Genomic DNA, 24,790 nt, shown 5'->3' with positions numbered 1-24,790 from the left:
CATAACAGCAGAAATGATTTTTTAAAGCCGGTCACCGGAAAATAGCAGAATTGTAGAGCAGCTCATTGAATACGTTTATACGATAAACGTTCAAGTTGCTCGGTTAGTTTGGCTTCTTTCGCGCACAACAAGCGGTAAGACGTGAAATAGCCAAACAGGAAATAAACAGGTTTAACAGTCAACTTAGTGATGAAAAAACAGTTTAAGAAACTAAACTTACAGAAATTCACAACCAAAACCCCTTGCCCTTAAAAGGCTTGACGGGTTTTTAGACCCTATTCCTAATATTCTCGCTAGCTCTTCCTGTGTCCGCAGAAATTGAGAGTTAATAACAAATGAGACGTATGTTGATAAACGCAACGAATCACCATGAAGAGTTGCGTGTTGCGCTGGTAGATGGCCAGCGTTTGTATGATTTAGATATCGAGCTAGCAGGAAGAGAACAAAAAAAAGGTAACATCTACAAAGGCAAAGTGACTCGTATCGAGCCTAGCCTTGAAGCCGCTTTTGTTGACTATGGTGCAGAACGCCATGGTTTCCTTCCACTCAAAGAAGTTGCCCGTGAATACATGCATAATGCACCATCGCGTGGCCGTCCTACAATTAAAGATGCCTTAAAAGAAGGTCAGGAAGTCATCGTTCAGATTGATAAAGAAGAACGTGGTAATAAAGGCGCAGCCTTGACCACTTCAATCAGTTTGGCCGGTAGCTATCTGGTTCTTATGCCTAACAATCCTCGCGCTGGCGGTATTTCTCGTCGCATCGAAGGTGATGAGCGCACTGAACTTAAGCAAGTTATGAGCCAACTTCCTGTGCCAAATGGTATGGGTTGTATTGTTCGTACTGCTGGCATCGGTAAAAGCCTTGAAGAAATCCAATACGACTTCAACTATTTGATTGATACCTGGAACGGCATCAAGCAAGTAGCTGGCACACGCCCTGCTCCATTCTTAATCACTCAAGAATCAGACGTTATCACGCGCGCTATTCGTGATTACTTACGTCCAGATATTGGTGAGATCGTTATTGACCGCCCGGAGATCTATGAGCGGGTCAAAAGCGAACTTCAGTATCAACGTCCTGACTTTGTCAGTAAAGTTAAGCTGTATCGTGATGAAATTCCATTGTTCAACCGCTACCAGGTTGAAAGCCAGATCGAAAGTGCCTTCCAACGCGAAGTCCGCCTTCCGTCTGGTGGCTCAGTAGTATTTGATCAAACAGAAGCGTTGCTTTCTATCGACATCAACTCTGCTCGCGCAACTAAAGGCGGTGATATCGAAGAAACGGCTGTACATACCAATGTCGAAGCAGCAGAAGAAATTGCTCGTCAATTGCGTTTACGTGATATCGGTGGCCTGATTGTTATCGACTTTATCGATATGGGCCCTCCTCGCAATCAGCGTGAAGTTGAGCGGGTTCTTAAAGATGCCGTAGCCCGTGATCGTGCACGCATTCAAATTGGTCGTATTTCTCGCTTTGGTCTACTTGAGATGTCACGTCAGCGCTTGCGTCCATCATTGGAAGAATCCAGCCAACATGTTTGCCCACGCTGTACTGGTTCTGGTGTCATTCGTGGTACTGATTCACTGGCTCTATCTATCCTGCGATTGATGGAAGATGAGGCTATGAAAGAGTCGACTGCTGAAGTTCAAGCAGTAGTTCCTGTTGAAGTGGCAACATTCTTGTTGAACGAGAAACGGCGCAAAATTGAGCAAATTGAGAAACGTCAAAAAGTTCGCTTAGTCGTTGTACCTAACCCATACCTTGAAACACCTCACTATGAAGTGTTACGAGTTAAAGCTGGCGAAACTCTGGAAGACAGTAGCTATAGCTTAATTGGCGATGCTCCTGAGATTGAGTTGGTTAGAAGTAGTAAGCAGCCAGCCCCTGTCAGCGACCAACCAGCGCTAAAAGGTGTTAAACCAACTGCGCCGCCTCCTGCTCCAAGTAAACCAGCCAAGAAGAAAAAGCCTGGCTTATTCGCGCGTCTTTGGACTTCTTTGTTTGGTGACGACAAAGACAAGAAAAAGAAAGACAAGCAATCGCAGAACAACCGTGGCAAATATGACCGTAATACTCGCGGTCGTAACACTCGCCATCAAGGTAAAAAGCGTACTAACCAGAAAGGTCGCAACCAGAACCAGAACCAGAGCCAAAACCAAAGTCAGAACAAACCTCAGCCGCAAGAACAGCGTGATGATAAAGACAATAAGGTTCAACAAAAAAGTGGGCGTCCGCAGAAGAAGCAAAGCGACAAGCCACAAAGAAAGCAGCAATCTGGTCAAAAGCAAGAGCAAAAACCAGAACAAAAGAATGAGCAGAAAAATGTTGTAGAGCAGCAGCCTCAAGCAAAACGACCACCGCGCAAAACGCGTGCTGAACGTATGGCTGAAGCTAAACAACCAGGCCAGTCTGGTCAAGAACAACAGCCAGCTGCAAAGCATGAGCAAGATCAACAACCGAAAAAACCTTCGGTACGCTCAGCAATTAAAGGCAAGAAAGCTCAAGATGACTCGGTAGATACAAAACCAGCAGCCAAGAAAGGTAAAGCTAGCAGCGACAAACCGACTAAAGAAAAATCAGCCAAAGAGCGTGCTCCGAAGAATAAAGCACACGCTGAAGATATTATGGTCTATAAGGCCCATAAATCTTTAGAGCGTAGTGTTTCTGAAGTGATGGGCTACAGCAAAGATAAGAAAGACGACAAAGCTGAAGCAGCTAAGCCAACTCAGGAAGCAGCAAATGATGCTCAAGTTGAACAGGCTCAGGCTTCTACGGCAAAGGCAGAAGCTACAACTGAACAGCAAAAGCCTCAAGCAACACAAGCTCAGAATGAGTCAGTTGCAACCAAGCTTGATGCTGAGACGGTTGAGCCATTTGTTAACCAGGACGTTGAAACTGGCAAACCAGAAACGGCTGCTAGCGAAGAAGCCAAGCCTGAAGAAAGCAAGTTAGAAGAAGCTAAGCCGCAAGAACAAATAACTGAGAGCAACGAGAAACCAACAGCGAAAGCTGATGATGTTGCAACCGAAGTTATTAAACAACCGGCTAAGCCGCATGTAGCGACTCACGCTTCGGCACCAATGGCTAAAGCTACTAATCACGAGTCAGTCGTATCAGCGGATTTTTCACCAAAACCTTATCAGTTCTCTGAAGGTGATGTGATTACAACTGATATTGAAGACACCAGTGACAAACATAGTAATAGCCCTGCAGCAAAGACCAGTCAACTGAACTAGTCATGTTGCTTAATTGCAATTGCTAATAAAAAAGGAGGCTTAATCGCCTCCTTTTTTTATGCTCAGTTATTTATAGAGAAATCGTTTATTACTATTTCAACCGGAACATGTCCTGCTCTATGGCACCTTGTTCTTTCTTGACGTGAAAAACCGCACCATAATCAGATTCATCTAGCTGAACTTGGGTGTTAGCTGGCAGCGGCTCACCTGCAAAAGACACTTCAAAGGTTCCGCCAAGCGCTGTAACTATTGCAGGCGTTGTATTCGAATGACCAACGATAGCAATAGTCTTACCACAATATTGCTCATTAATGATGTTCATCAGTGATTGATTATCTCTTGGATCATAAATATGAACCTCAAAACCATGGCGTTCAGCGGAAGGTGCCAATGTTTGTCTGGTCCGTTGATAATCTGTACTAAAACCAGCGTCAACCTGTACCATAAACTCTGAGTCAGCTAATACTAGCGCCATCTTTTGGCCAAGTTCATTTAGCTCGGGATCTTTGTTAGCAACATCAGCTTTAGGCAAATGACGCATAACATAAACGTCATAATTATCGCATTGGCTAGACTGACTACCAGCTTCACTCGCATATAACGAGCTACTAGCAAGTAAGCTCGAAGCAATAATGGTTGTAGCAAAGCTCTTCATACAGACCTCTATAAGTTGTCTAGGAAAGATTGATCAAGCACTTCAACGTCCAGCTCTTGTGCTTTCTTTAATTTACTTCCTGCGTTTGCACCGGCAATTAAGGCCGTTGTTTTACTGGATACTGAACCAGAAACCTTAGCCCCCAAAGCTTCCAATTTCGCTTTGGCTTCGGGTCGACTTATACCTTCTAAAGTACCTGTAATGACAAAAGTTTTACCTTTCAGAGGTAATTCATCATCTGATTTCTGTTCGATATCAGGCCAGTTTACGCCTAACTCTTTTAATTCTTTAATTTGCTCAATATTTTCTTCATTATCAAAAAATGCTCGAATATGATGAGCAACAATCGGACCAACATCTGGGACAGATTCCAGATCTTCCTGACTGGCTTTGATAATGGCGTCCAATGTTAAAAAGTGATGTGCAATATTTTTTGCAGTTACCTCACCGACTTCTCGAATACCTAGTGAATATAGAAACTTTGGTAGCGTAGTATTTTTGCTGTATTCTAAAGCTTCGATTAAATTCTCAGAAGATTTTTCACCCATACGATCAAGAGATGCAATATCGCTAGCTTCCAACCGATAAAGATCACTGATGCTTTGCACCATGCCTTTTTCAGCAAAAATCTCAACCAGCTTGTCACCAAGTCCATCAATGTCCATAGCTTTGCGTGAAGCAAAATGTTTAATAGACTCCTTGCGCTGGGCCGAACAAATCAGTCCACCAGTGCATCGAATGGCTGCTTCCCCTTCAGTCCTTTCTACTGGAGAATTGCACACTGGACAATGTTCCGGCGTTAAAATGATTTCAGCTTCAGCAGGACGTTTTTCAAGAATGACACTAACAACTTGAGGAATAACGTCTCCAGCACGACGAATGATAACAGTATCGCCAATTCGTGCATCCAGACGTGCGATTTCATCCATGTTATGTAAAGTCGCATTGCTGACGGTTACTCCGCCAACGGAAACTGGCTCTAATCGCGCCACCGGCGTCAAAGCGCCAGTGCGACCGACCTGGAAATCTACGCCAATTAACTGAGTCATTTCTTCTTGCGCAGGAAACTTATGGGCAATTGCCCAACGCGGTGCGCGAGCCACAAAACCAAGCTCTTCCTGTAGCTCGATCGAGTTAACCTTATTAACGACTCCATCAATTTCATAACCAAGCGAGTCACGCTTTTCCGATATTGATTGATGGTAAGCCAAGCATCCTTCCGCACCTTTCACTACTTTAATTTCACTACTGACAGGCAGACCAAAGTCTTTGATTTGCTGCAATCGATCATAGTGAGTATCGGCAAGCTCAAAATCATCGGAGACCAGCCCCATTGAGTAGGCATAGAAAGACAGTTGTCTTTTTGCCGTGATTGAAGGATCGAGTTGGCGTAAACTGCCGGCGGCAGCATTTCGAGGATTGGCGAAACTTTTACCACCCTGCTCCCGTGCTTCTTGATTCAATGACTCAAAAACTGATTTTGGCATATAAACTTCGCCACGTATTTCAACACGCTCAGGAATCTTTTTGCCTCGAAGCTTTAAAGGAATGGCACGAATGGTTCTCACGTTAAGAGTTATATTCTCGCCAGTGGCACCATCACCACGTGTAGCACCACGGACAAGCTGGCCATTTTCATACAACAAACTCACTGCCAGGCCATCTAACTTTGGCTCGCACACATATTCGATATTGCCCGTTGTTTTTAAGCGGTCCTGAATACGTTTGTTAAAACTAAACAGTTCGTCATCACTCATCGCATTATCAAGCGACAACATAGGCAGTTCATGAGTAACCTCTTGAAAGCCGTTATCAGGTTTTGCACCAACCCGTTGTGTCGGAGAATCTTCGGAAACAAGTTCCGGATGTTGAGCTTCAATCTGCTGAAGTTCGCGTAACAGGCGATCATACTCAGCATCAGGAACCGAAGGGTCGTCTAAAACATAATATTGATAGTTATAATTATCGAGGGTAGCGCGTAGCTCTGCAACGCGCTTTTCTAAATCGGACATCTTATGACTCATGACTCTCGTCTAAGTAAAATATTTGAAAGTATTACTGCTTATTGAGCAGCTGGCGACGCTCAAACTCACTAATTTGTTCTTTATGGTGTGTTTCTATTTGACGGCTAAAGTTGCTACGACTGCCGTCTAAAATTCGCCCGCCTAATTGCTGGGTAATCGCTTGGGCAGTTTTAACCATTAACTCATAAGCTTTCATTGGTTTTGATGGACCCGGCAAAGTCATGAATAAAGCCAAGCCTTTTGAGGATAGATTATCAATATCATCCAGATCGAAAATACCTGGTTCGAAAGCATTGGCTAAACTGAATTGAACCGCACCGCGACCATTGGCTTGTGCATGCCGATGGAAAATATCCATATCACCATGACGCATACCTTGCTCAACCAGAGTCTGCACTAATTCAGGGCCATGATAAGGATGATCTTGAGAGGCGACCACATATAGTGAAAAGATTAACTCAGGCTCCACTTCAACGGTAGAAGCTTCTTCTTGAGGCTCTTCGAAAAGAGAGGTCTGCTGTGGCTTTGCTAGTTGAGGCTCATTTTTTGTAGCAGCAGCGGTTTTTCTTTCAGATTCTTTGGCAGCTTCACGCTTAAAATGCTCGCTGGTAAATTCAAACAGCGCATCATCCAATACAGGGACATTTTCTTCATCAATAATGGGATCTTTATGCACTTGTTCCTGATTGAGAGGTTTCTCAGCTTGCGTTTGCTCAACCTGCTCTTCCGCCTGTTCTTCTGAAAGCGGCTGAGACATGGCTTCAGTTTTACTTTGAGAAACAGGCTCTGGGCGAGAGGAGACTTGCTCAGACTTCTCATCCTTGCCTATGACACGGACTTGACCAATCCCATCTGGGTCGTATCCAGTACCGTCTCGATGCTGCTCCATACGTTGTTCATAAAGTTCTCGTTCAGCTCTTTCTCGTCTGACTTTACTTCGGCGCTTTGCATCAAAGTAAATAAAACCAATTATAATTAAGCCTACGATTATCAGTAATAAAGTGAACTGCCAGTCCATCACTTCACCTTTTGGTTAATGGTTATTATGAAGCCGCTAATGCTGCAGCTTCTTCTACATCTACTGAAACCACGCGCGAAACGCCTGGCTCACTCATAGTAACACCTAATAAATTATGTGCCATTTCCATCGCAATTTTATTGTGTGTGATAGCAATAAATTGCACTTGCTCACTCATTTCTTTTACCAAATTAGCATAACGACCTACGTTCGCATCATCCAGTGGTGCATCCACCTCATCCAGCATACAGAATGGCGCCGGATTCAAGCGGAAGATAGAGAATACCAGAGAAATAGCCGTTAACGCTTTTTCACCGCCCGATAGCAAGTGAATAGTAGAGTTACGCTTGCCTGGTGGGCGCGCCATAACCGTAACACCTGTATCAAGTAAATTTTCGCCAGTGAGCTCAAGGTATGCATGACCGCCACCGAACACTTTAGGGAATAGCTCCTGCACGCCTTTATTAACCTTATCAAAAGTTTCTTTAAAGCGAGTGCGGGTTTCATGATCGATTTTACGAATAGCACTTTCTAAGGTTTCTAACGCCTCGTTCAAATCTTCATGCTGAGCATCAAGATAGGTTTTACGTTCTTCTGCCGCTTTGAACTCTTCAATCGCTGCTAAGTTAATCGCACCAAGTCGCTGGATCTTGCCAGTAATGTCTTCAATAGCGCTAATCCACTGCTGTTCATTTGCCTCTTCCGGTAACTCTTCAAGAAGTGTATCAACATCAGCTTTAGCATCGGCTAGAATTTCAGATTGAGTATTTTGTCGAGTTTTAGCCTCTTGCCAGTCCATGCGCAATTTCTCTAAACGAGAACGCACACCTTGCGCCTGCTGTTCAGACTCATGACGTTGACGTTCAAGCTTGCGCATTTTGTCATCAATTTCTGACAACTTATTACGAGCTTGCTTAAGCTCTTCTTCAACCAGCAAACGTTTTTCCAAAGCCTGCTCTAGTTCAATCTGATAATCTTCAGTTGGATCCTGTTCAGAACTTAAACGATTTTCCAATTCTACTTTACGTGAAGTTAATTCACCGATTTGTGAGTTAACACGCTCGAAACCAGCCCGAGTCGAATTAACTTCGGCTTTAACCGCACTGACGCGAATCGCTAACTGATGTTGCTCATCCTTAACCTGACGTGCTTGCTGGCGTTTCGCTTCAAGCTGCGCGCGCTTTTCTTCGCGCTCAGTGGTCATTTGTTCGCGACGCTGATTATCATCAGCCATGCTATCGACCATTTGCTCAATCTGTTGACGGCTCTTTGCTAATAACTCTTCATCATCCTGCAACTGTTGCAAGACATCGCGTTGCTCTTTTTGCAAACGCTCCAGTCGGTTTTTAGCTTGCTCTAATTTGGCTTGCTGCGAACCCACTTTGGCTCGTAATTCGCTATAGCTGCGGCTTGCTTGCGCTAACTGAGATTGCTTGGATTGCCACAATTGTTCCTGCTCTGAAAGTTGCTCGGCCAAACGCTCTTTGGTTTGCTCCAGCTCTTCCATCACAGCTTCTTGCTGCTCAATCTTGCCAGTCAACTCATTAAGCTCAGCTTCGCGCTCAAGAATACCGGCACCCTGCTCTGACTGTTTCGACACTCGTAGCCAGTTTTTACCTACCCATAGGCCGTCTTGTGTAATCACCGATTCATCGTCGGCAAGCTGTTCACGAATACTCATAGCCTGCTCAAGTGAATCAGCAGTTTTAACTTTACTTAATTGCCCGGCTAAGGCATCCGCATTTTTAATCTTGCTGTGTAAAGTATTCGGGTGACTACCACCAGAACCGTTACCAGAAATCAAAATCAGTTTGCCGCTGGCGAGCTCTGTTAAAGAATTAGCAAATTCATGACTATCGTTAACCACTACTGCTTCGAGGTATTCACCCAATACAGTTTCTGCCGCAACTTCCCAGCCAGAATCGACCGAAATATTTTGCGCAAGGCGTGATTTACTGTCCAGCCCCTGTTGCTTTAACCAACTAACCGACTCTTCGCTTTGTCCACCCAATGCTGCGCTCTGCAAGGCTTCTAAGGAAATCTTACGGGACTCAAGACCACGCAATTCCTTACGAGACACTTCCAGCTTCTGATTGTGTTCACGCTGCTGTTGGCGGATCTGATTAATTTGTTCTACTGCGTTAGAAACTTCCTCTTCAAGGCGCTCTGACTGTTCTTCAGCCAGATTTAATTCCTTGGCAATTTCGACCAGATCATTTTCCATGGGACTGGCTTCTTGCTGATTGATCTCAGTACGAATATCTTCAAGACGTTTAGTATAACGAGCTATGTGCGATTCCAGATGTTGAATACGCGTTTTTTCAACTTCTGTTTTCTGCGCATTGGCATGAGCCTGCTGGTTGAACACATCCCAATCTTGTTGCCACAAGCGCATGTCTTCTTCCATGTCCTGCAACTGTTGTTGCTGCTCTTCAACTTGCTCAGTTTTGAGTTCTAAGTCGGGCTCGGTTTGCAACAGCTCAGTCATCAACTCTTCAAGTTTTGATTCATCAAAACGCAATTGCTCGCGCAATTTATCCAATGAGCTTTGAACTTGTGCCTTGTCTTCCAGCAGTTGTGATTTTTGCTGACGAGCATGCTCAATGGCTTGCTCCAGGCGGGCAATGTCGGCACCAATGCCGTAAAAACGACCTTGAACTTCGCTATGTGCATCGGTTAATTCAATGTGTAATTCGCGGGACTTTTCAATTTCACTGTCGGCATGGCGCTGATCGGCCATTTTGGCTTCGACTTCAGTTTCCATCTTCTGGATGCCATCGTCCAGCGCTTCAATTTTGCTGTTAAAAGTTTGCCAACGGATTGCTGCTAATTGCGCTTTGAGTTCTCGTTCTTCGGCTTTGTATTCTTTATAACGCTCAGCAGATGTTGCTTGACGTTTGAGGTGTGACAGCTGCTTTCCTAACTCATCGCGCAAGTCCGTCAAGCGGTCTAGATTGTCGCGAGTATGGCGAATTCGGTTTTCTGTCTCTTTACGACGTTCTTTATATTTGGAAATCCCGGCCGCTTCTTCGAGGAAAATACGTAACTCATGCGGTTTAGACTCGATTAGGCGCGAAATCATGCCCTGTTCAATAATGGCATAACTGCGAGGGCCAAGACCGGTTCCAAGGAAAATATCGGTAATATCTTTACGGCGACAGCGCGTTCCGTTTAAGAAATAGCTCGATTGAGCCTCACGGTTTACCATACGCTTGACGGAGATTTCGTTATAATTAGCGAACTCGCCCTGCACAGTGCCGTCTGAGTTGTCAAATACCAGCTCAATACTGGCCTGGCCGACAGGTTTGCGGCCGGTGGAACCGTTGAAAATAACGTCAGTCATCGCATCACCACGAAGGTTCTTAGCGGACGACTCCCCCATCACCCAACGCACCGCGTCAATAAGATTTGACTTACCACAACCATTAGGCCCGACAATCGCTGTCAGGTTGCTCGGTAAGGATACCGTGGTTGGATCTACGAATGATTTAAAACCTGCTAATTTAATTTGTTTTAATCGCATCTATTTTATTCGTCTATTTTTTAGTCAAAAGCCAAGCTGAGCATGCTAGTCAAGCTGGCAAGATTTTAATTGTATGAAAGGCCCTGTTACATTTGCAGGGTTATAATCTAAAGCGTTTAAGTGTAAATTATTTTAATCCAATAAGCACACAGTAAAAGTAAAAAAATCGACATGGCACAAAACACTTTTCATGGCGCCCACTATCTCGCCGACGGATTCCGCATGTTAACCCAAAAAGGGCTTAAACGATATGTCCTTATCCCTTTAGTAATTAATTTAATATTACTCACTACTGCATTGATTTTATTGATTTCTCAAGTTTCCGAGTGGTCGCAATGGGTTGAGCAGACCATCGCCAGCTGGGGTGCCTGGGAATGGCTGGGTACAGCACTCGCCTGGCTGATGTGGCCGGTAGTCATCATTGGTGGAATTTTGTTCGTTTTCTTCTTTTTTGCCATGCTGGCAAACTGGATTGCGGCTCCATTCAATGGCCTGTTAGCCGAAGCGGTTGAAAACAGGCTACATGCAGCGGCGGGTAACGAGGAAAAGGTTCTACCAGAACAAGGCTTCTGGGCTTTGGTCAAAGATATCCCGCGATTATTTGGTCGTGAATGGACCAAGCTAAAATACTACATTCCCAGAGCGCTGATCTGTCTACTGATCCTGTTTGTGCCACTGATTGGTGCGCTTGCCTTCCCTGTTATCTGGTTTATTTTCAACGCCTGGATGATGTCAGTTCAGTACGTTGACTACCCGATGGATAACCACAAGGTGCCGTTTCAGGATATGCTCAAAGCCTTACAACAAAGACGTAGCGGCACATTCGGCTTCGGTGCCATGGTGATGTTAATGACCATGATTCCCTTTATTAATTTATTAGTCATGCCTGCCGCTGTCTGCGGTGCGACCAAGATGTGGTATGAGCATTATCGGCAAGATATGTTACACAACTTATCTCCAAATTCATCTCTGAACTCATCTCACGGCAAAAGCAGCTAATAAAAAAACGCGCCACATGATGTGGCGCGTTTGCGGGTTAAGTGGCTAGGAGACTGCCACTTGGGTGTTAAGAACCCATTCTACTCATCTTCCCAATTATTGCGCTTGTGGGTCGGTTTCTATTAACAAACAAGCTGTGGCACCATTGAAACTACCACTATCTGTTTTAACGAACACGCTTAAGCTGTCAAACTCGCCTAAAACGCCATTCGTAATTCCAGAGCAAACTGATTTTATACCATCGGGATCATTAGCAACCAGGTTACAAGTGCCTATCGGACCGTCATCATGATGAACAGTTGCTACACCACTGACAGGGTTGTTACCTTGTGCGGCTTTGATCACGAAACGCTTAATAAAGGCACCGGCTTCAAAAGGTGTTATTACTGCCACTTCCTGATGCGAACCACCTTGCTGACCGAGACCCATGTATTTACCTTGCGAGCCGATCGTTTGGTCAGTTGCGAAACAGAGTAAGTTAGAGCCGCCACCCGCTGGGCCAGTTTCACCCTGTGGACCTTGAGGACCTGCTGGACCAGTGGCACCAGTGTCTCCGGTATCACCTTTTTCACCCTGTGGACCCTGTGGTCCCATTGGGCCAGATGGACCTTGAGGGCCAGTTGCACCAGTATCACCCGTGTCACCTTTAGGACCTTGCGGACCCATTGGACCTGTGGCACCGGTGTCACCTTGAGGACCTTGAGGACCTTGTGGGCCTGTGGCACCAGTATCACCCGTGTCGCCTTTAGGACCTTGTGGACCCGTGGCACCGGTATCACCCGTGTCGCCTTTAGGACCTTGTGGACCCGTGGCACCGGTATCACCCGTGTCGCCTTTAGGGCCTTGTGGACCTGTGGCACCAGTATCACCTTGAGGACCTTGAGGACCTTGTGGACCTGTGGCACCGGTATCACCCGTGTCGCCTTTAGGGCCTTGTGGACCTGTGGCACCAGTATCACCTTGAGGGCCTTGTGGACCTGTGGCACCAGTATCACCTTGAGGACCTTGTGGACCTGTGGCACCAGTATCACCTTGAGGGCCTTGTGGACCTGTGGCACCAGTATCACCCTGAGGGCCTTGTGGACCTGTGGCACCGGTATCACCCTGAGGACCTGCTGGACCAGTGTCACCTTGAGGACCCGCTGGACCAGTGTCACCTTGAGGACCCGCTGGACCAGTGTCACCTTGAGGACCCGCTGGACCAGTGTCACCTTGAGGACCCGCTGGACCAGTGTCACCTTGAGGACCCGCTGGACCAGTGTCACCTTGAGGGCCTTGAGGACCAACTCCTCCTATAGTGAGATCATAAAGATCATATTCCTCGGTAGAGCCTCTAGCCTCACCAACAAAGTCTACTAGTATAAAACTACCGTAAGAATCACCCAACACCAATGGCTCGGAACAAGAAGTATGCAACCCAATATCTTGAGCTAAGTTACCTTCACTAAAATGTACATTTAATTGATTACCCCATTTACTTCCAGCTGAAGTAAATGTGACATTTTCACCGGGATAAATGACCGAAGGATAACTCCACTTTTCTTCATCTCTTCCAAACACATTGACATTTGTTGCACCTACCGCCCCTGTCATATCACCTGAGCAGGTAGCAGTTTCTTGAGAATTTTGCCCACTACAGTCTGAAGGATTATATTCAAATGTTAACGAACTTGGTTTGGTACCGCATATATTCAACCCACCAACAGCAACTATCTTCAAAAGATAATCACCTGAGGGCACTGCGGGCTCACCATTATTAACATAAGGCAGATCAACTACCAGACATTGGAAGTCAGTAGGATCAAGTGGTGGTGCAGGATTAAAAGTCATAGCATCACAAGTCGATTGATCGGCACTGATGACTAATGGATCCGGATGCGTTCCAAAATAAACTTGAGGATCCTCAAATCCCGATCCCCAAATCACCAAGTTTGTCGGTGTCTCATAGGGATAAGGTTGCACCTCATGAATTTTCGGCGCTGCGTAAATATGTTGAGCTGACATCAACAAGCCAATAGCCACTATGGGCTTGAAAAGTGTCTTTAAGTTAGTGTCCATGAATTCTCCCTCCATTGAACATCCATTGTTTGCGAACAGTAATAGTGTGTACCTAAAGCCATACCAATTGCTTCCTTGGTAAAGTTAGCTTTAAGAGTAGTGTCTCTAAATATGATGCGACGTCTTTGAACTACAAAAGTGATTTACTTGAGACTGTAAAAAAGGCGGTGTTACAAATTTAGGACTCCGACGCTCAATATATTTTTTTTAGTAAAAGCTGTCGAATGTCCAACTTTGATACATTTATTAAGGCTTTATTGGACTTGTTTGTTAAAAATATTGACTGGTGACAATGATTTTTTACACCTTAACTTTCGGGAGTAGTGTTTAGCGAAGAGTTAACCTTGGAGTAATGCAGATTTGCATTAACCTAATGTTTTTTAATACATTTAAAAATCACCCTATGTGTTTGAAATAATAAAGCGTCAAATTCATTTACAGAGCAACCTTTTGTCAAAGTCTGGCTTAGCGTCAGATATTAATACAGTGAATCAGCTCATATTTTGAGAAATAACCCTGCAAATTTTACATTTAGTTTTTAACCCACAGCACAAAACCTTTTACAGTGGTCTTATTAGGGGTGAAAAACGGATCTAAGTACTTGGCATATAAGGTTCTGTGCATTTAAGCTGAGCTCCTATACAATCACGCTATTGGAATAAAGATACTAATACTTTGAAAACCATACTTGTTGTAGACGACAGTAAATTTTTCTGCGCATTGATAGAAAAGAAAATTACCGAAAAGATGGACTATCAGGTAATGTCTATTGGCACCTATGCCAGTGCGGAAGCTTTGCTGGATGTTTTAGATATTGAACAGATCGATGCCTGCCTGGTAGATTTCCGTTTGCCTGATGCCCCAGAGGGTGAAATTGTCCAGTTAATGGCAAAAAAGCGTATCCCGACCATTGTTTTGATCAGCGATATCACCGCTGAAATTCGTAACTATATCTGGAAATTCCGTATCGTAGATTATGTTATCAAGAGCGATAACTATGTCACTGAGTATATTATCGAAACTCTGCAGCGCCTGAAAATCAATCCGAGTGTTAAGATTGCTCTGGCTGATGATTCTAAGACCAGTCTGCGAATAATGAGCACCCTGCTCAGCGTCCATAAATACCAAACCCTACAATTTAACGACCCACAAAAACTGCTTGAGCACTTAAAACAACATCATGATATCAAACTAGTGATAACCGACTATGATATGGAAGCCATGAATGGTTACGACTTAACCAAAAATATACGCCGACTCTACAGCAAGCAGGAATTGGCCATTATCGGCATGTCAGCTCGAGACGATGTGTTGATGTCTGCCAATTTCTTAAAGCATGGAGCTGACGACTTCATCATTAAACAGTCTTTTTTGGCGGAAGAATTTTATCTGCGGGTTGCCGTTAACACCAGCCGTGTCATTGAATATGAAAAGCTGACAACTGCTGCTACCAAAGACTACCTGACTGGTCTCAATAACCGTCGCCACTTCTATGAGCTGGTTGAGGTTATGCATAATTCCGCAGTTCGACACTCCACGCCAATAGCCTGTGCATTAGTGGATATTGATCACTTCAAGAAGGTAAACGATACCTACGGGCACCAGGTAGGTGATGCAGTTTTAACAAAAGTTGCAGAAATACTACAAAGCTCAGTGCGAAAATCAGACGTGGTGGCACGTTTTGGCGGTGAAGAATTCTGTATGTACATGGTAGGTATCAATCGCGAAAATTCAGAAATATTCTTTGATAAATTACTAAAAAGAGTTGAAAACACAGCGATAGATATTGATGGTCTGGAGGTCAAAGTGACCATCAGTATTGGCGTTAACATCAATCATCATCATGTATTGGATAGTATGATTGAAATTGCCGATCAGTGCCTCTACGAAGCTAAAGAAACCGGTCGTAACAAAGTCGTCATCACTCCGGAAGAAACTAGCACGGAATAAAGAATAACGACTGTTTAATCATTATTCTTTAATGAGACCCTCTAAATAACACCCTCTAGTAATACTGTTTCTCCAGCTCATCAATTGCTTTTTGCAGTCGTTTCGCCGAAATCGGAAAACGTGTTTTCTGTCCTTGGGCAAATAATGAAATTCTGAACTCTTCTAACATCCAGTTGAACTCGTCCACTTCAAAAGATGGAATCGCCTTGTCATCCGCCAAACTGTCGCGAACATTAATCCAATCAGACACCACAATCAACGACTCAGCTTCTTTGAGCGGGCTCAGCTTTGCACGTTCAATGCGCTTTTCGATGGCTGATAAATAACGTTTGAAGTCTTTGATCTTCTCTGCACCAAACCTGAAGCAAAACCCAGGCTGAAACAGATAGTCACACTGCTTTGTGATGTCTTGTCGGGTGCTAGCCAGAGCTTTACCCAACCCCTTTGCTTGAGCCAGAACGCTAGCTCGAAGTTGCAGAACCTGAACCAGATCATCCAGCAATTCTGTCGTAGCAGGCACCAGTTCTTTTTCCATTGCCTGAACCAATGACTGATACGCCTTGATATCATAAGGCGTATTATGTTGTACAAAATCTTTCAGACAAGCCATGGCTGCATCATCAATCAAATCATCGACACTACTTAAAGTACTCACTGATAGAGTTAGTTTCTGTTTGTTGTGATATTTCTTTTTCAGGTAACTCAACAATTGCGCTTTTTCGAGCGCTAATAAGCGGCAGACGCCTCGCACATGCACATTCTCTGCCTGACGCTTGTTGACCACAGCAAGAATTCGCACCTTGTTGCCAGCATCTTCCAGAGCATAAGTTACTGGGATTTTAGTGCCTGCCTCCTCGAAAACACCCTCTTTGACATAAGATTCAGGCCAGCTGGTGAAAGTCTCTTCTTTCTTCTTGTGACTACCTTTGCTTTTAACCTTAACCTGTTTTAACTCCTGCGACTGCTCAAGGGTTCTGCTGCTAGTAAGTACCTTGCCTTTATCATCTACAATTTCAAAGCGCATTAAGTAGTGCTCGGGCAAGCTCAGTTCCTGCCACGCCTCTTTAGGCAGAATCACGCCAGTCATTTTAAACAGGTGCTTGCTGATAATATCGATCAAGCTGCCCTGCTGCTCCAATACCTGTTCATAACAGGCCTGGGCGAACTGCGGTATGGGCACAAAGTTTTTGCGGAAGCGTTTCGGCAAAGAGCGCAGCATGAACTCAATTTTTTCTTCTAATAGACCCGGAACCAATCGCTCAAAATCCGAGTCTTTAAATTGTTGACTCAGCGATTGAGGGATTTTTACCGTCACACCATCTTGTGGATGCCCTGGCTCGAAATGATAGGTCAGCGGTAACTCAATCGATTTCACTTTAATCGTTTCAGGATAAAGGCTGGCGTCCTGCTCCTCCGCTTTGAATAAAACATCTTTATTGAGAGTTAACAGCTGATTATTCTGTTTAGCATTTTTCTTGAGCCATTGATTAAGCTGTTTAACATTACAAATTGATTCAGGTAAACGTTTATCAAACCATGCAACCAGATCACGCTCATCAGTGCGCATGTCTGCCTGCCTGGCCTTAGCTATTTCCTGTTCGACATCTAACCAAAGCTGCTCATTTTCCTGCTGAAACGAATGTCTTGGCTCAAGCTCTCTGCGAACCAGGCCATGCACAATAAACAATTCACGACACAGCTCAGGCTCAATAGAGGAATAGTCGACGGTTCGGTTAGAAACAATTTTTAAACCCAATAACGTTTGCTGCAATGAGGCAACCACTGCGCCACGTTTTTTTTCCCAATGGGCATCAAAATAATGACTCTTAATCAGGTGCTTGCCGATCGTCTCAATCCATGGCGTTTCAATCATGGCGGTTAAGCGTGCATAATTCTGCGTGGTTTCGACAATCTCAAAAGCCATCACCCACGGCGGCTGCTTTTTAAAATTTGCAGACTGAGGATGAATCATAAAGCGTGTCTGACGAGTTCCTAAATAGCCTTTTTCAATATCCTTTTGGCCAATAAAGCTCAGTAAGCCGGTTAACAGAATCGAATGTAGCTTGGCGTAATAGACCTTATCCTCAGGATTGATTGGCTCTGACTGTTTTTGTGTCTGATGATGTGTAGATTTAACCAAACTCTTTAATTGACGATAAGTACTGCGCCACTCTCGATACGCGTTGAAATTAATCAACTCTTCCTGACAGTAACGACGAAACTGATTGTTTGTTAAATCTTCCTGCTGCTGATGCAAATGGTCCCATAAATTAATGATGGCGATAAAGTCAGACTGTGGGTGTTTGTATTTGGCATGCTTCTGCTGGGCCAGCTCTCTTTTCTCGAAAGGCCACTCTCTAGGATCTTTAACCGATAGAAAGGCTGCGAGAATGAGTGCTTCTCGAATGCAGGACTCATCTTCTGCGGCAAGCAATATACGAGCCAGTCGCGGCTCAATCGGCAGGCGCGCCATCTTACGACCAATATGGGTCAGCTGTTTCTTGCCATCTACCGCCTGTAGCTCAGACAATAAATTCAAACCATCGCTGATTTGCTTTGGCGCAGGCTCATCAATAAAAGGAAAGGCCTCAATATCGCCCAGCCCCAATTGTTTCATCTGCAAAATGACCGCTGCGAGATTGGTGCGCAGAATTTCTGCGTCAGTAAACTCAGGACGATTTAGAAAATCTTCCTCTTCATATAGACGGATACAAACACCATCAGCAACACGACCGCAACGACCTTTTCGCTGATTGGCGCTAGCCTGAGAAATCTTTTCAATCGGTAAGCGCTGAATTTTATTGCGCACAGAATAACGACTGATACGGGCAAAGCCGGGATCAATGACAAAACGAATGCCAGGAACCGTCACCGAAGTCTCAGCTACATTGGTGGACAGAATAATTCGGCGCTTGCCGCCAGACGGATGGAATATCTTTTCCTGTTCGCGCATTGATAGCCGCGCATAGAGAGGCAGAACTTCACAAGCTTGGAAGCGTTCTTTGCGCAATAACTTAGCAGTTTCGCGAATTTCAGCCTCGCCAGACAAGAAAATCAAAATATCGCCGGGGGCATAGCTGATTAGCTCGTCAACTGCATGACCAATACGTTCAACTTGCGGACTCGGGTTCTCTTCATCGTCAGGTCGATACCAGACATCAACCGGATAGGTCCTTCCGCTAATTTCAAGAATGGGGGCAGGCTTGCCATCAATGGCAAAGTGCTTGGAGAAGCGCTCAACGTCAATCGTTGCAGAAGTAATTATGACTTTAAGATCGGGCCGCTTGGGTAAAATATTACTTATGTAACCCAACAGAAAATCAATGTTTAAGCTTCGCTCATGAGCTTCATCAATGATCAAAGTGTCGTATTGTCGCAGTAACGGATCATGGGTGATTTCATTGAGCAGAATACCATCGGTCATGACGCGCACAGGTGTGACCGGATTAGACTGGTCATTGAAACGAATACTATAGCCAACCAGCTCACCCAACTCAGTTTTTAATTCTTCAGCAATGCGACGAGCAACGCTGGTTGCAGCTACTCGTCTCGGCTGCGTATGACCAATCTTGCCATAAACACCTAAACCTAGCTGTAAACAGATTTTGGGGAGCTGTGTGGTTTTACCTGAACCCGTTTCGCCTGCAATCACCACCACCTGATTCTCTTCGATAGCTTTTCGGACATCATCTCTTGCCTGGCACACTGGCAAGGCCAAATCAAACTCGATATCGGTTGGGATCAGTTTTTGTCGTTGCTCGACAATCTGCTTTGAGTCTTGAAGAAGCTTTTCGGCTTTGCTGACTAGCTTACTGACAGGCTGATTACTTTTTTGTCGTTTCGTAATAATGGACTTCAGTTTGTTCAACTCAAATTGATCCACAAGCTGGCATTGAGCCACCTGTTCGGTGATCAGAGTTTGAATCGAAGTCTTATTAGAAGAAGGCTTGTCTGAGGCAGGCTTTTTGGAAACAGTTGGTTGTTTTGACATAAACGACAATAAACACTCAAGAAACAGTCAAAGGTCATCAGACCATGGCTTAAATAAACAGGCTCCTGCTAATTGACCGAATGAAATCGATAACTAACAGGAGCTTGAATAAACGATGTCGCTATTGTCGCTTAAATTACTGGTTATGACAATTTCCAGAACTCGTGTGGTGCACGAACTTCACCAAGATATTTTGCAACAGGTTTGTAGAAGTCTTTATCTTCCCAGTAGCCGGTATGGCAAGCAGGGTTCCAGGAAGTCGCTGCACTACCAACGTTGATTTCGATATCTTCATCAACTGCCTGGTTATAGTCTTCGCTGACGTTTTTCAGTGGATATGCCACCACGTCATCTTTGTCATAGAAGTTAAGCCATTTAACCCGCTCTTTAAGTCCGTCTTCTAACGCTTGACCGACTTTTGGCATTGGCCCGTCAAAATTATCGTGGTGCGCAGAATAAACACCAAGTGGACTGGCGAAAGTCACAATACCAGCCAAGGTTTGAAATTGCTCAAATGGGTTTAAATCACCACCATTGGCCGCCAGGTCGTGAATATAGTCAGACATAATGACCGAGCCAAATGAATGAGCCATCAGTACTAATGGTGTTGAGTCAGTATCAACATGGCGGTGGGTAGCAAACTTGGCCATGCTTTCTTTGATACGCCCATGAATCGCTTCATACAGCCCACTCTCACCACCTTTACGGTAACTAAGACCAAGACGCATAAAGTCCACGAACATGTTACGAACACCCTTGTAGGTCAGTTCATTACGATAATCGAGTTGTTGTAACAACTCACCATGTTCGTCTTTAACTAAATCACCCCAGTAAATTTCATGAAATAGTAAATCGTCTTCCATTCGATTGTCAGGGTCACCTTTCAGATATTCCTGAACAATTCGGTGTTTTAACTCAACAGAGAAAAATTCCTTCTCAGAACCAATCCCGTGGATGATAGCTACAGCTAAACGCTTCATTTCCCGCTCCTCAATTTATCTTTATATTTAGTTCACGCCTATATTGTTACAACTGCTCTTTGAGTTCAAGCAGTTACAAACTTTGAAACAAAAAATCATACTAGCAAAACTGGTACGATGTGTTATTCTAGGCCGATAAATTGCTTATAAATTCGTACAAACTTTTATTCATTAAAAGGTAGGTTATTCCATGAATTTGCTTATCCTCACGCTCGTCCTGCTAGCCGCCGTTGGTATCACCCTGTACCATCGCCTGAGCTTATTGGTCACGACCTTAACGCTAGCCGCCATCCTGGTTCTATATAGCCTTCAAATGTCCATACCCTATGTACACTGGATTCTATTTCTGGCCATATTTGCCCCACTAAACCTAAAGCCGGTACGTAAAATCATTTCCGGCAAGTTATTGCAGATATTCAAAGGCATCATGCCAACCATTTCCGACACTGAGCAAGAAGCGCTGGATGCCGGTACCGTGTGGTGGGAAGCAGAAGTTTTTGGTGGCAAACCAAGCTGGAAACGTCTGCACGATGTGCCGCCAGCCAAGTTGAGCAAGGAAGAACAAGACTATCTTGATGGCCCAGTTGAAGAGCTTTGCAAAATGATTGATGACTGGACCATCTCGGAATATGACCGCGATATGCCACCCAAAATGTGGGAATACATTAAAAAGAACGGCTTCTTCAGTTTCATCATCCCAAGAGAATACGGCGGTTTAGGTTTTTCATCCTATGCCCAATCGCAGGTGTTAACCAAAATCAATTCCTGTAGTGCCACCGTCGGCAGTATCGTGTCAGTGCCAAACTCGCTTGGCCCTGCTGAATTGTTGCTACATTACGGCACCGAAGAGCAAAAGAAGCATTACCTGCCACGCCTGGCCAGTGGCGAAGACGTCCCTTGCTTTGCATTGACGGCAGTTGAAGCAGGCTCCGATGCCGGGGCAATTCCCGATAAAGGCATCATCTGCAAAGGCGAATGGAATGGCGAAGAAGTATTAGGTATGCGCCTGACCTGGAATAAGCGTTACATAACTCTTGCACCAGTCGCTACCCTACTCGGCTTAGCCTTTAAATTATACGACCCTGACGGTTTGCTCGGTGATGAAGAAGATTTAGGCATTACCTGCGCCCTAATCCCAACTGACACGCCAGGGGTAAACTTTGGCCGACGCCATCACCCAATCAGTACCCCATTCCAGAATGGTCCAACAACCGGTAAAGATGTTTTTGTACCGCTGGATTATATTATTGGTGGCGCTAAAAACGCTGGCATCGGCTGGCGCATGCTGGTTGACTGTTTATCCGCAGGTCGTGCAATTTCATTACCTTCAGGTGCTACCGGTGGCTCCAAAGCCGTTGCTTATACCACCGGTGCTTATGCCCGTATTCGCAAACAATTCAAAGTTCCTGTTGGCTATATGGAAGGCGTAATGGAAGCGTTGGCGCGTATTGCCGGTAAAACCTACCTTATTGACGCAGTGCGCACTTTTACAGCAGCCGGTATTGATACTGGTGAAAAACCCTCAGTGGCTTCTGCCATTGTCAAATGCCACACAACTAACATGTCACGTGAAATAGCGACTGATGGCATGGACGTGCATGGTGGTAAAGCCATTATCATGGGTCCTAAAAACTACATGGCTCGTGCTTATCAAAGCGCGCCCATTTCCATAACCGTCGAAGGCGCGAACATTTTGACGCGAAGCCTGATCATTTATGGGCAAGGTTCGATTCGTTGCCATCCTTATGTTCTGAAAGAAATTGCGGCTACTCAAAACCCAGACACCAAACAGGCTGTTAAAGATTTTGATAAGGCTTTGTTTGCACACCTGGGCTTTGCTGCCAGTAATAAGCTCCGTACATTCTGGCTTGGCCTAACCAGTAGCCGCCTGGTCATAAAACCAAAATCAGACTTTACCGGTCGCTACTATCAACAGCTGACTCGTTTCTCCAGCACATTAGCTTTCTTATCCGATGTGACCATGGGCGTGCTCGGTGGCGAACTGAAACGTCGCGAAATGATTTCTGGTCGTTTAGGTGACATGTTGAGTTATATGTACATCGCCTCATCTGTCCTGAAATTCTATGAGGACAAAGGTCGCCCAGCGCATGACCGCGAGATCGTGCAATGGTCACTGGACTACTGCCTGCACCAAACCCAAATGGCTGCCGATGGCGTATTGCGTAACTTCCCAATCAGCTGGTTAGGCAAACTACTGCGTATCGTGGTCTTCCCATTAGGAATGCCAGTGTCAGCACCATCCGACAAGATACAGCGTAAAGTAGCCCGCCAATTGCAAGAACCTGGCGCAATGCGTGAAGAACTGACCCATGGCATGTTCAAGACTCCAGCAGAGTTCAACAACGCTGCCAAAGTCGACCGCGCACTTCGTATGCAGCTTGAAATTGAGCCACTGGTCAAAAAGATCGCCACCACACTCGGCGTCAAACCTGACAATCACCAAGTGGTCATCTTTGCCGAACAGGCCAAGAAAGAAGACATTATCAGCAATGATGAATACAACTTAATTATCGAAGCCGAAAAAGCACGCCTCGACATCATCAACGTCGACGACTTCGAAACAGAAGAAATGGTACACAAGAAAGTTTAATCATGTTCGAGAAACACCCCTAAGCAACACCCTCGACAAGGCGTCCAACTGGACGCCTTTTTTTGTGAGGTATGTACTATTCAAGAGTTTTGTCATCCTGAACTCGATTCAGGATCTGCTCTTCAATAAAAATCACAGGCAGACACGCAGGTCTGCTCCTACCTCCCGCTTTTGTACGGACAAGGGTCTGCCCCGCAGGATGCTCATGAGTTGTCCCTACGTTCTGGTGGGCCAAGGCCCACCCTTCAACTGACCAACCACCACCCACATTTGCATTAAATCGCAAAAAAGGCCAAACTGAATGCGCTTAAAAATTGAGGGGCTCTTTTATGAAGTTTATTGTCAGTTTATTACTAGCAAGCTTTTCGCTATCGCTTTCCGCGCAAGATACTCAGCAAATCATCTCTGAACAAGCAGAGGCTATTGAGCCCAAGATTATCGAGTGGCGCCGCCATCTCCATCAAAATCCAGAGCTCAGCAACCGTGAGTTCGAAACTAGCAAATACATTGAACAGCATTTACGTGAGCTAGGCCTTGAAGTCCAAACCGGCGTAGCCCACACCGGCATAGTCGCCATTCTCAAAGGTGGCAAACCGGGGCCGGTAGTGGCATTACGCGCCGACATGGATGCCCTACCGATCAAAGAACGCAATGACCTGCCCTTTAAATCTACTGCCATTGGTGAATACATGGGTCAGGAAGTGCCAGTGATGCATGCCTGTGGTCATGATACACACGTCGCCATGCTGATGGGGGTCGCTGAAATTCTAACAGGCATGAAAGACGAGCTCCCCGGCACCGTAAAATTTCTATTCCAGCCAGCAGAAGAAGGCTCGCCTCCGGGTGAAGAAGGCGGCGCTGAATTAATGGTTAAAGAAAACGCTCTGAAGAACCCTGATGTTGATGTGGTTTTTGGTTTGCACATCTGGGCCGGCATTAATGTCGGTGAAATCGGTATTAAATCCGAAGGACTGATGGCCAGCGTGGACGATTTTAAAATCACCATCAAAGGCAAAGGGGCGCATGGCTCCACGCCTTGGCTATCAGTTGACCCCGTAGTCACGGCAGCACAAATCGTAAACAGCTTGCAGACTATCGTCAGTCGCAGTATGCCGCTGACCGAGCAAGCATCGGTTGTCAGCATTGGCGCAATTCACGGTGGCGTACGCTCCAACATTATTCCAGAAGAAGTTGAACTGCTCGGTACCATTCGTGCCCTGGACGAAAATGACCGTAAAAATATCGCTAAACAAGTACGCCAAAAAGCAGAATTAGTTGCTAAAAGTATGGGCGCGACTGCTGTGGTTGAACTTCCCTACTCCAGCTCACTACCAGTAACCTACAACGATCCGGGACTGACCGCAGCCATGATGCCAACTCTTGAAAACGTCATCGGCAAAGACAATATCCACCTGGTTAACCCAGTTACCGGCGCAGAAGATTTCTCCATATTCGCCAACGAAGTTCCCGGCATGTTCTTCTTCCTGGGCGGCAAACCCATTGGCAAACCACTTAGTGAAGTAGCGCCTCACCACACTGCAGATTTTTACGTAGACGAAGCGGGAATGAAAACCGGTGTTAAAGCTTTATCGCAGCTTGCGGTTGATTACTTGAACAAATATCAAGAGGCTCATTAGTCGTTAGTCGATTAGATAAAAAGGTGCGCTGTGACGCACCTTTTTTGTTTCTGTAATTTCTGTAGGTTGGTGATGTACCCTTAGGGCAGGATCAGCAAAGCGAAT

General features: G+C 45.2%; 12 protein-coding genes. 5 read left to right on the top strand and 7 right to left on the bottom strand.

The window, feature by feature from the left end:
* Nucleotides 1-335 precede the first annotated feature (335 nt).
* A complete protein-coding gene (rne, locus tag ACYTXU_RS04640) occupies nt 336-3,239 on the top strand; it encodes a ribonuclease E (protein ID WP_462208724.1) in 2,904 nt (967 codons plus the stop codon).
* Nucleotides 3,240-3,330: 91 nt separating this feature from the next.
* On the opposite strand, the gene ACYTXU_RS04635 is transcribed toward rne, so the two are convergent.
* The 4 genes from ACYTXU_RS04635 to smc are packed head-to-tail and all read right to left on the bottom strand — an operon-like array spanning nt 3,331 to nt 10,459.
* A complete protein-coding gene (locus ACYTXU_RS04635; protein ID WP_462208722.1) occupies nt 3,331-3,894 on the bottom strand; it encodes a SixA phosphatase family protein in 564 nt (187 codons plus the stop codon).
* A gap of 8 nt (nt 3,895-3,902) precedes the next feature.
* Entirely contained in the window at nt 3,903-5,906 is a 2,004-nt protein-coding gene (ligA, locus tag ACYTXU_RS04630; RefSeq protein ID WP_462208720.1) for an NAD-dependent DNA ligase LigA, read from the bottom strand.
* Between the two features lie 43 nt (nt 5,907-5,949).
* On the bottom strand, nt 5,950-6,936 hold the full coding sequence (gene zipA / locus ACYTXU_RS04625; RefSeq protein WP_462208718.1) for a cell division protein ZipA: 987 nt from the start codon (nt 6,934-6,936) through the stop codon (nt 5,950-5,952).
* 25 nt (nt 6,937-6,961) lie between these two features.
* The gene (gene smc / locus ACYTXU_RS04620) at nt 6,962-10,459 is read right to left on the bottom strand and encodes a chromosome segregation protein SMC (RefSeq protein WP_462208716.1); all 3,498 of its coding nucleotides are present in this window, start codon (nt 10,457-10,459) and stop codon (nt 6,962-6,964) included.
* A gap of 171 nt (nt 10,460-10,630) precedes the next feature.
* Between smc and cysZ the strand changes: the two genes are divergently transcribed.
* Entirely contained in the window at nt 10,631-11,458 is an 828-nt protein-coding gene (gene cysZ / locus ACYTXU_RS04615) for a sulfate transporter CysZ (protein ID WP_462208715.1), read from the top strand.
* A 96-nt stretch (nt 11,459-11,554) separates the two neighbouring features.
* On the opposite strand, the gene ACYTXU_RS04610 is transcribed toward cysZ, so the two are convergent.
* Nucleotides 11,555-13,516: a DUF7467 domain-containing protein gene (locus ACYTXU_RS04610; protein WP_462208713.1), complete on the bottom strand. Its 1,962-nt coding sequence runs from the start codon at nt 13,514-13,516 to the stop codon at nt 11,555-11,557.
* A 675-nt stretch (nt 13,517-14,191) separates the two neighbouring features.
* Here ACYTXU_RS04610 and ACYTXU_RS04605 point away from each other — a divergent pair.
* Nucleotides 14,192-15,466 (top strand): GGDEF domain-containing response regulator, encoded by a 1,275-nt coding sequence (locus ACYTXU_RS04605; protein ID WP_462208711.1) that lies wholly within the window; start codon nt 14,192-14,194, stop codon nt 15,464-15,466.
* Between the two features lie 55 nt (nt 15,467-15,521).
* On the opposite strand, the gene hrpA is transcribed toward ACYTXU_RS04605, so the two are convergent.
* Both hrpA and ACYTXU_RS04595 read right to left on the bottom strand, forming a co-directional pair.
* A complete protein-coding gene (hrpA, locus tag ACYTXU_RS04600) occupies nt 15,522-19,457 on the bottom strand; it encodes an ATP-dependent RNA helicase HrpA (protein WP_462208709.1) in 3,936 nt (1,311 codons plus the stop codon).
* Nucleotides 19,458-19,600: 143 nt separating this feature from the next.
* Nucleotides 19,601-20,437, bottom strand: coding sequence for a hypothetical protein (locus tag ACYTXU_RS04595; RefSeq protein WP_462208707.1), 837 nt, complete (start codon nt 20,435-20,437; stop codon nt 19,601-19,603).
* A gap of 190 nt (nt 20,438-20,627) precedes the next feature.
* Between ACYTXU_RS04595 and ACYTXU_RS04590 the strand changes: the two genes are divergently transcribed.
* Both ACYTXU_RS04590 and ACYTXU_RS04585 read left to right on the top strand, forming a co-directional pair.
* Nucleotides 20,628-23,048 carry an acyl-CoA dehydrogenase gene (locus tag ACYTXU_RS04590; protein WP_462208706.1) on the top strand — a complete coding sequence of 807 codons (2,421 nt, stop codon included), beginning with the start codon at nt 20,628-20,630 and terminating at the stop codon, nt 23,046-23,048.
* Between the two features lie 329 nt (nt 23,049-23,377).
* Nucleotides 23,378-24,685 (top strand): amidohydrolase, encoded by a 1,308-nt coding sequence (locus tag ACYTXU_RS04585; RefSeq protein WP_462208704.1) that lies wholly within the window; start codon nt 23,378-23,380, stop codon nt 24,683-24,685.
* Nucleotides 24,686-24,790: the final 105 nt, after the last annotated feature.

The organism is Kangiella sp. M94 (assembly GCF_054926195.1).
The sequence above is the reverse complement of the archived record's forward strand: the minus strand, read 5'-3'. Positions and strand labels throughout refer to the sequence as shown.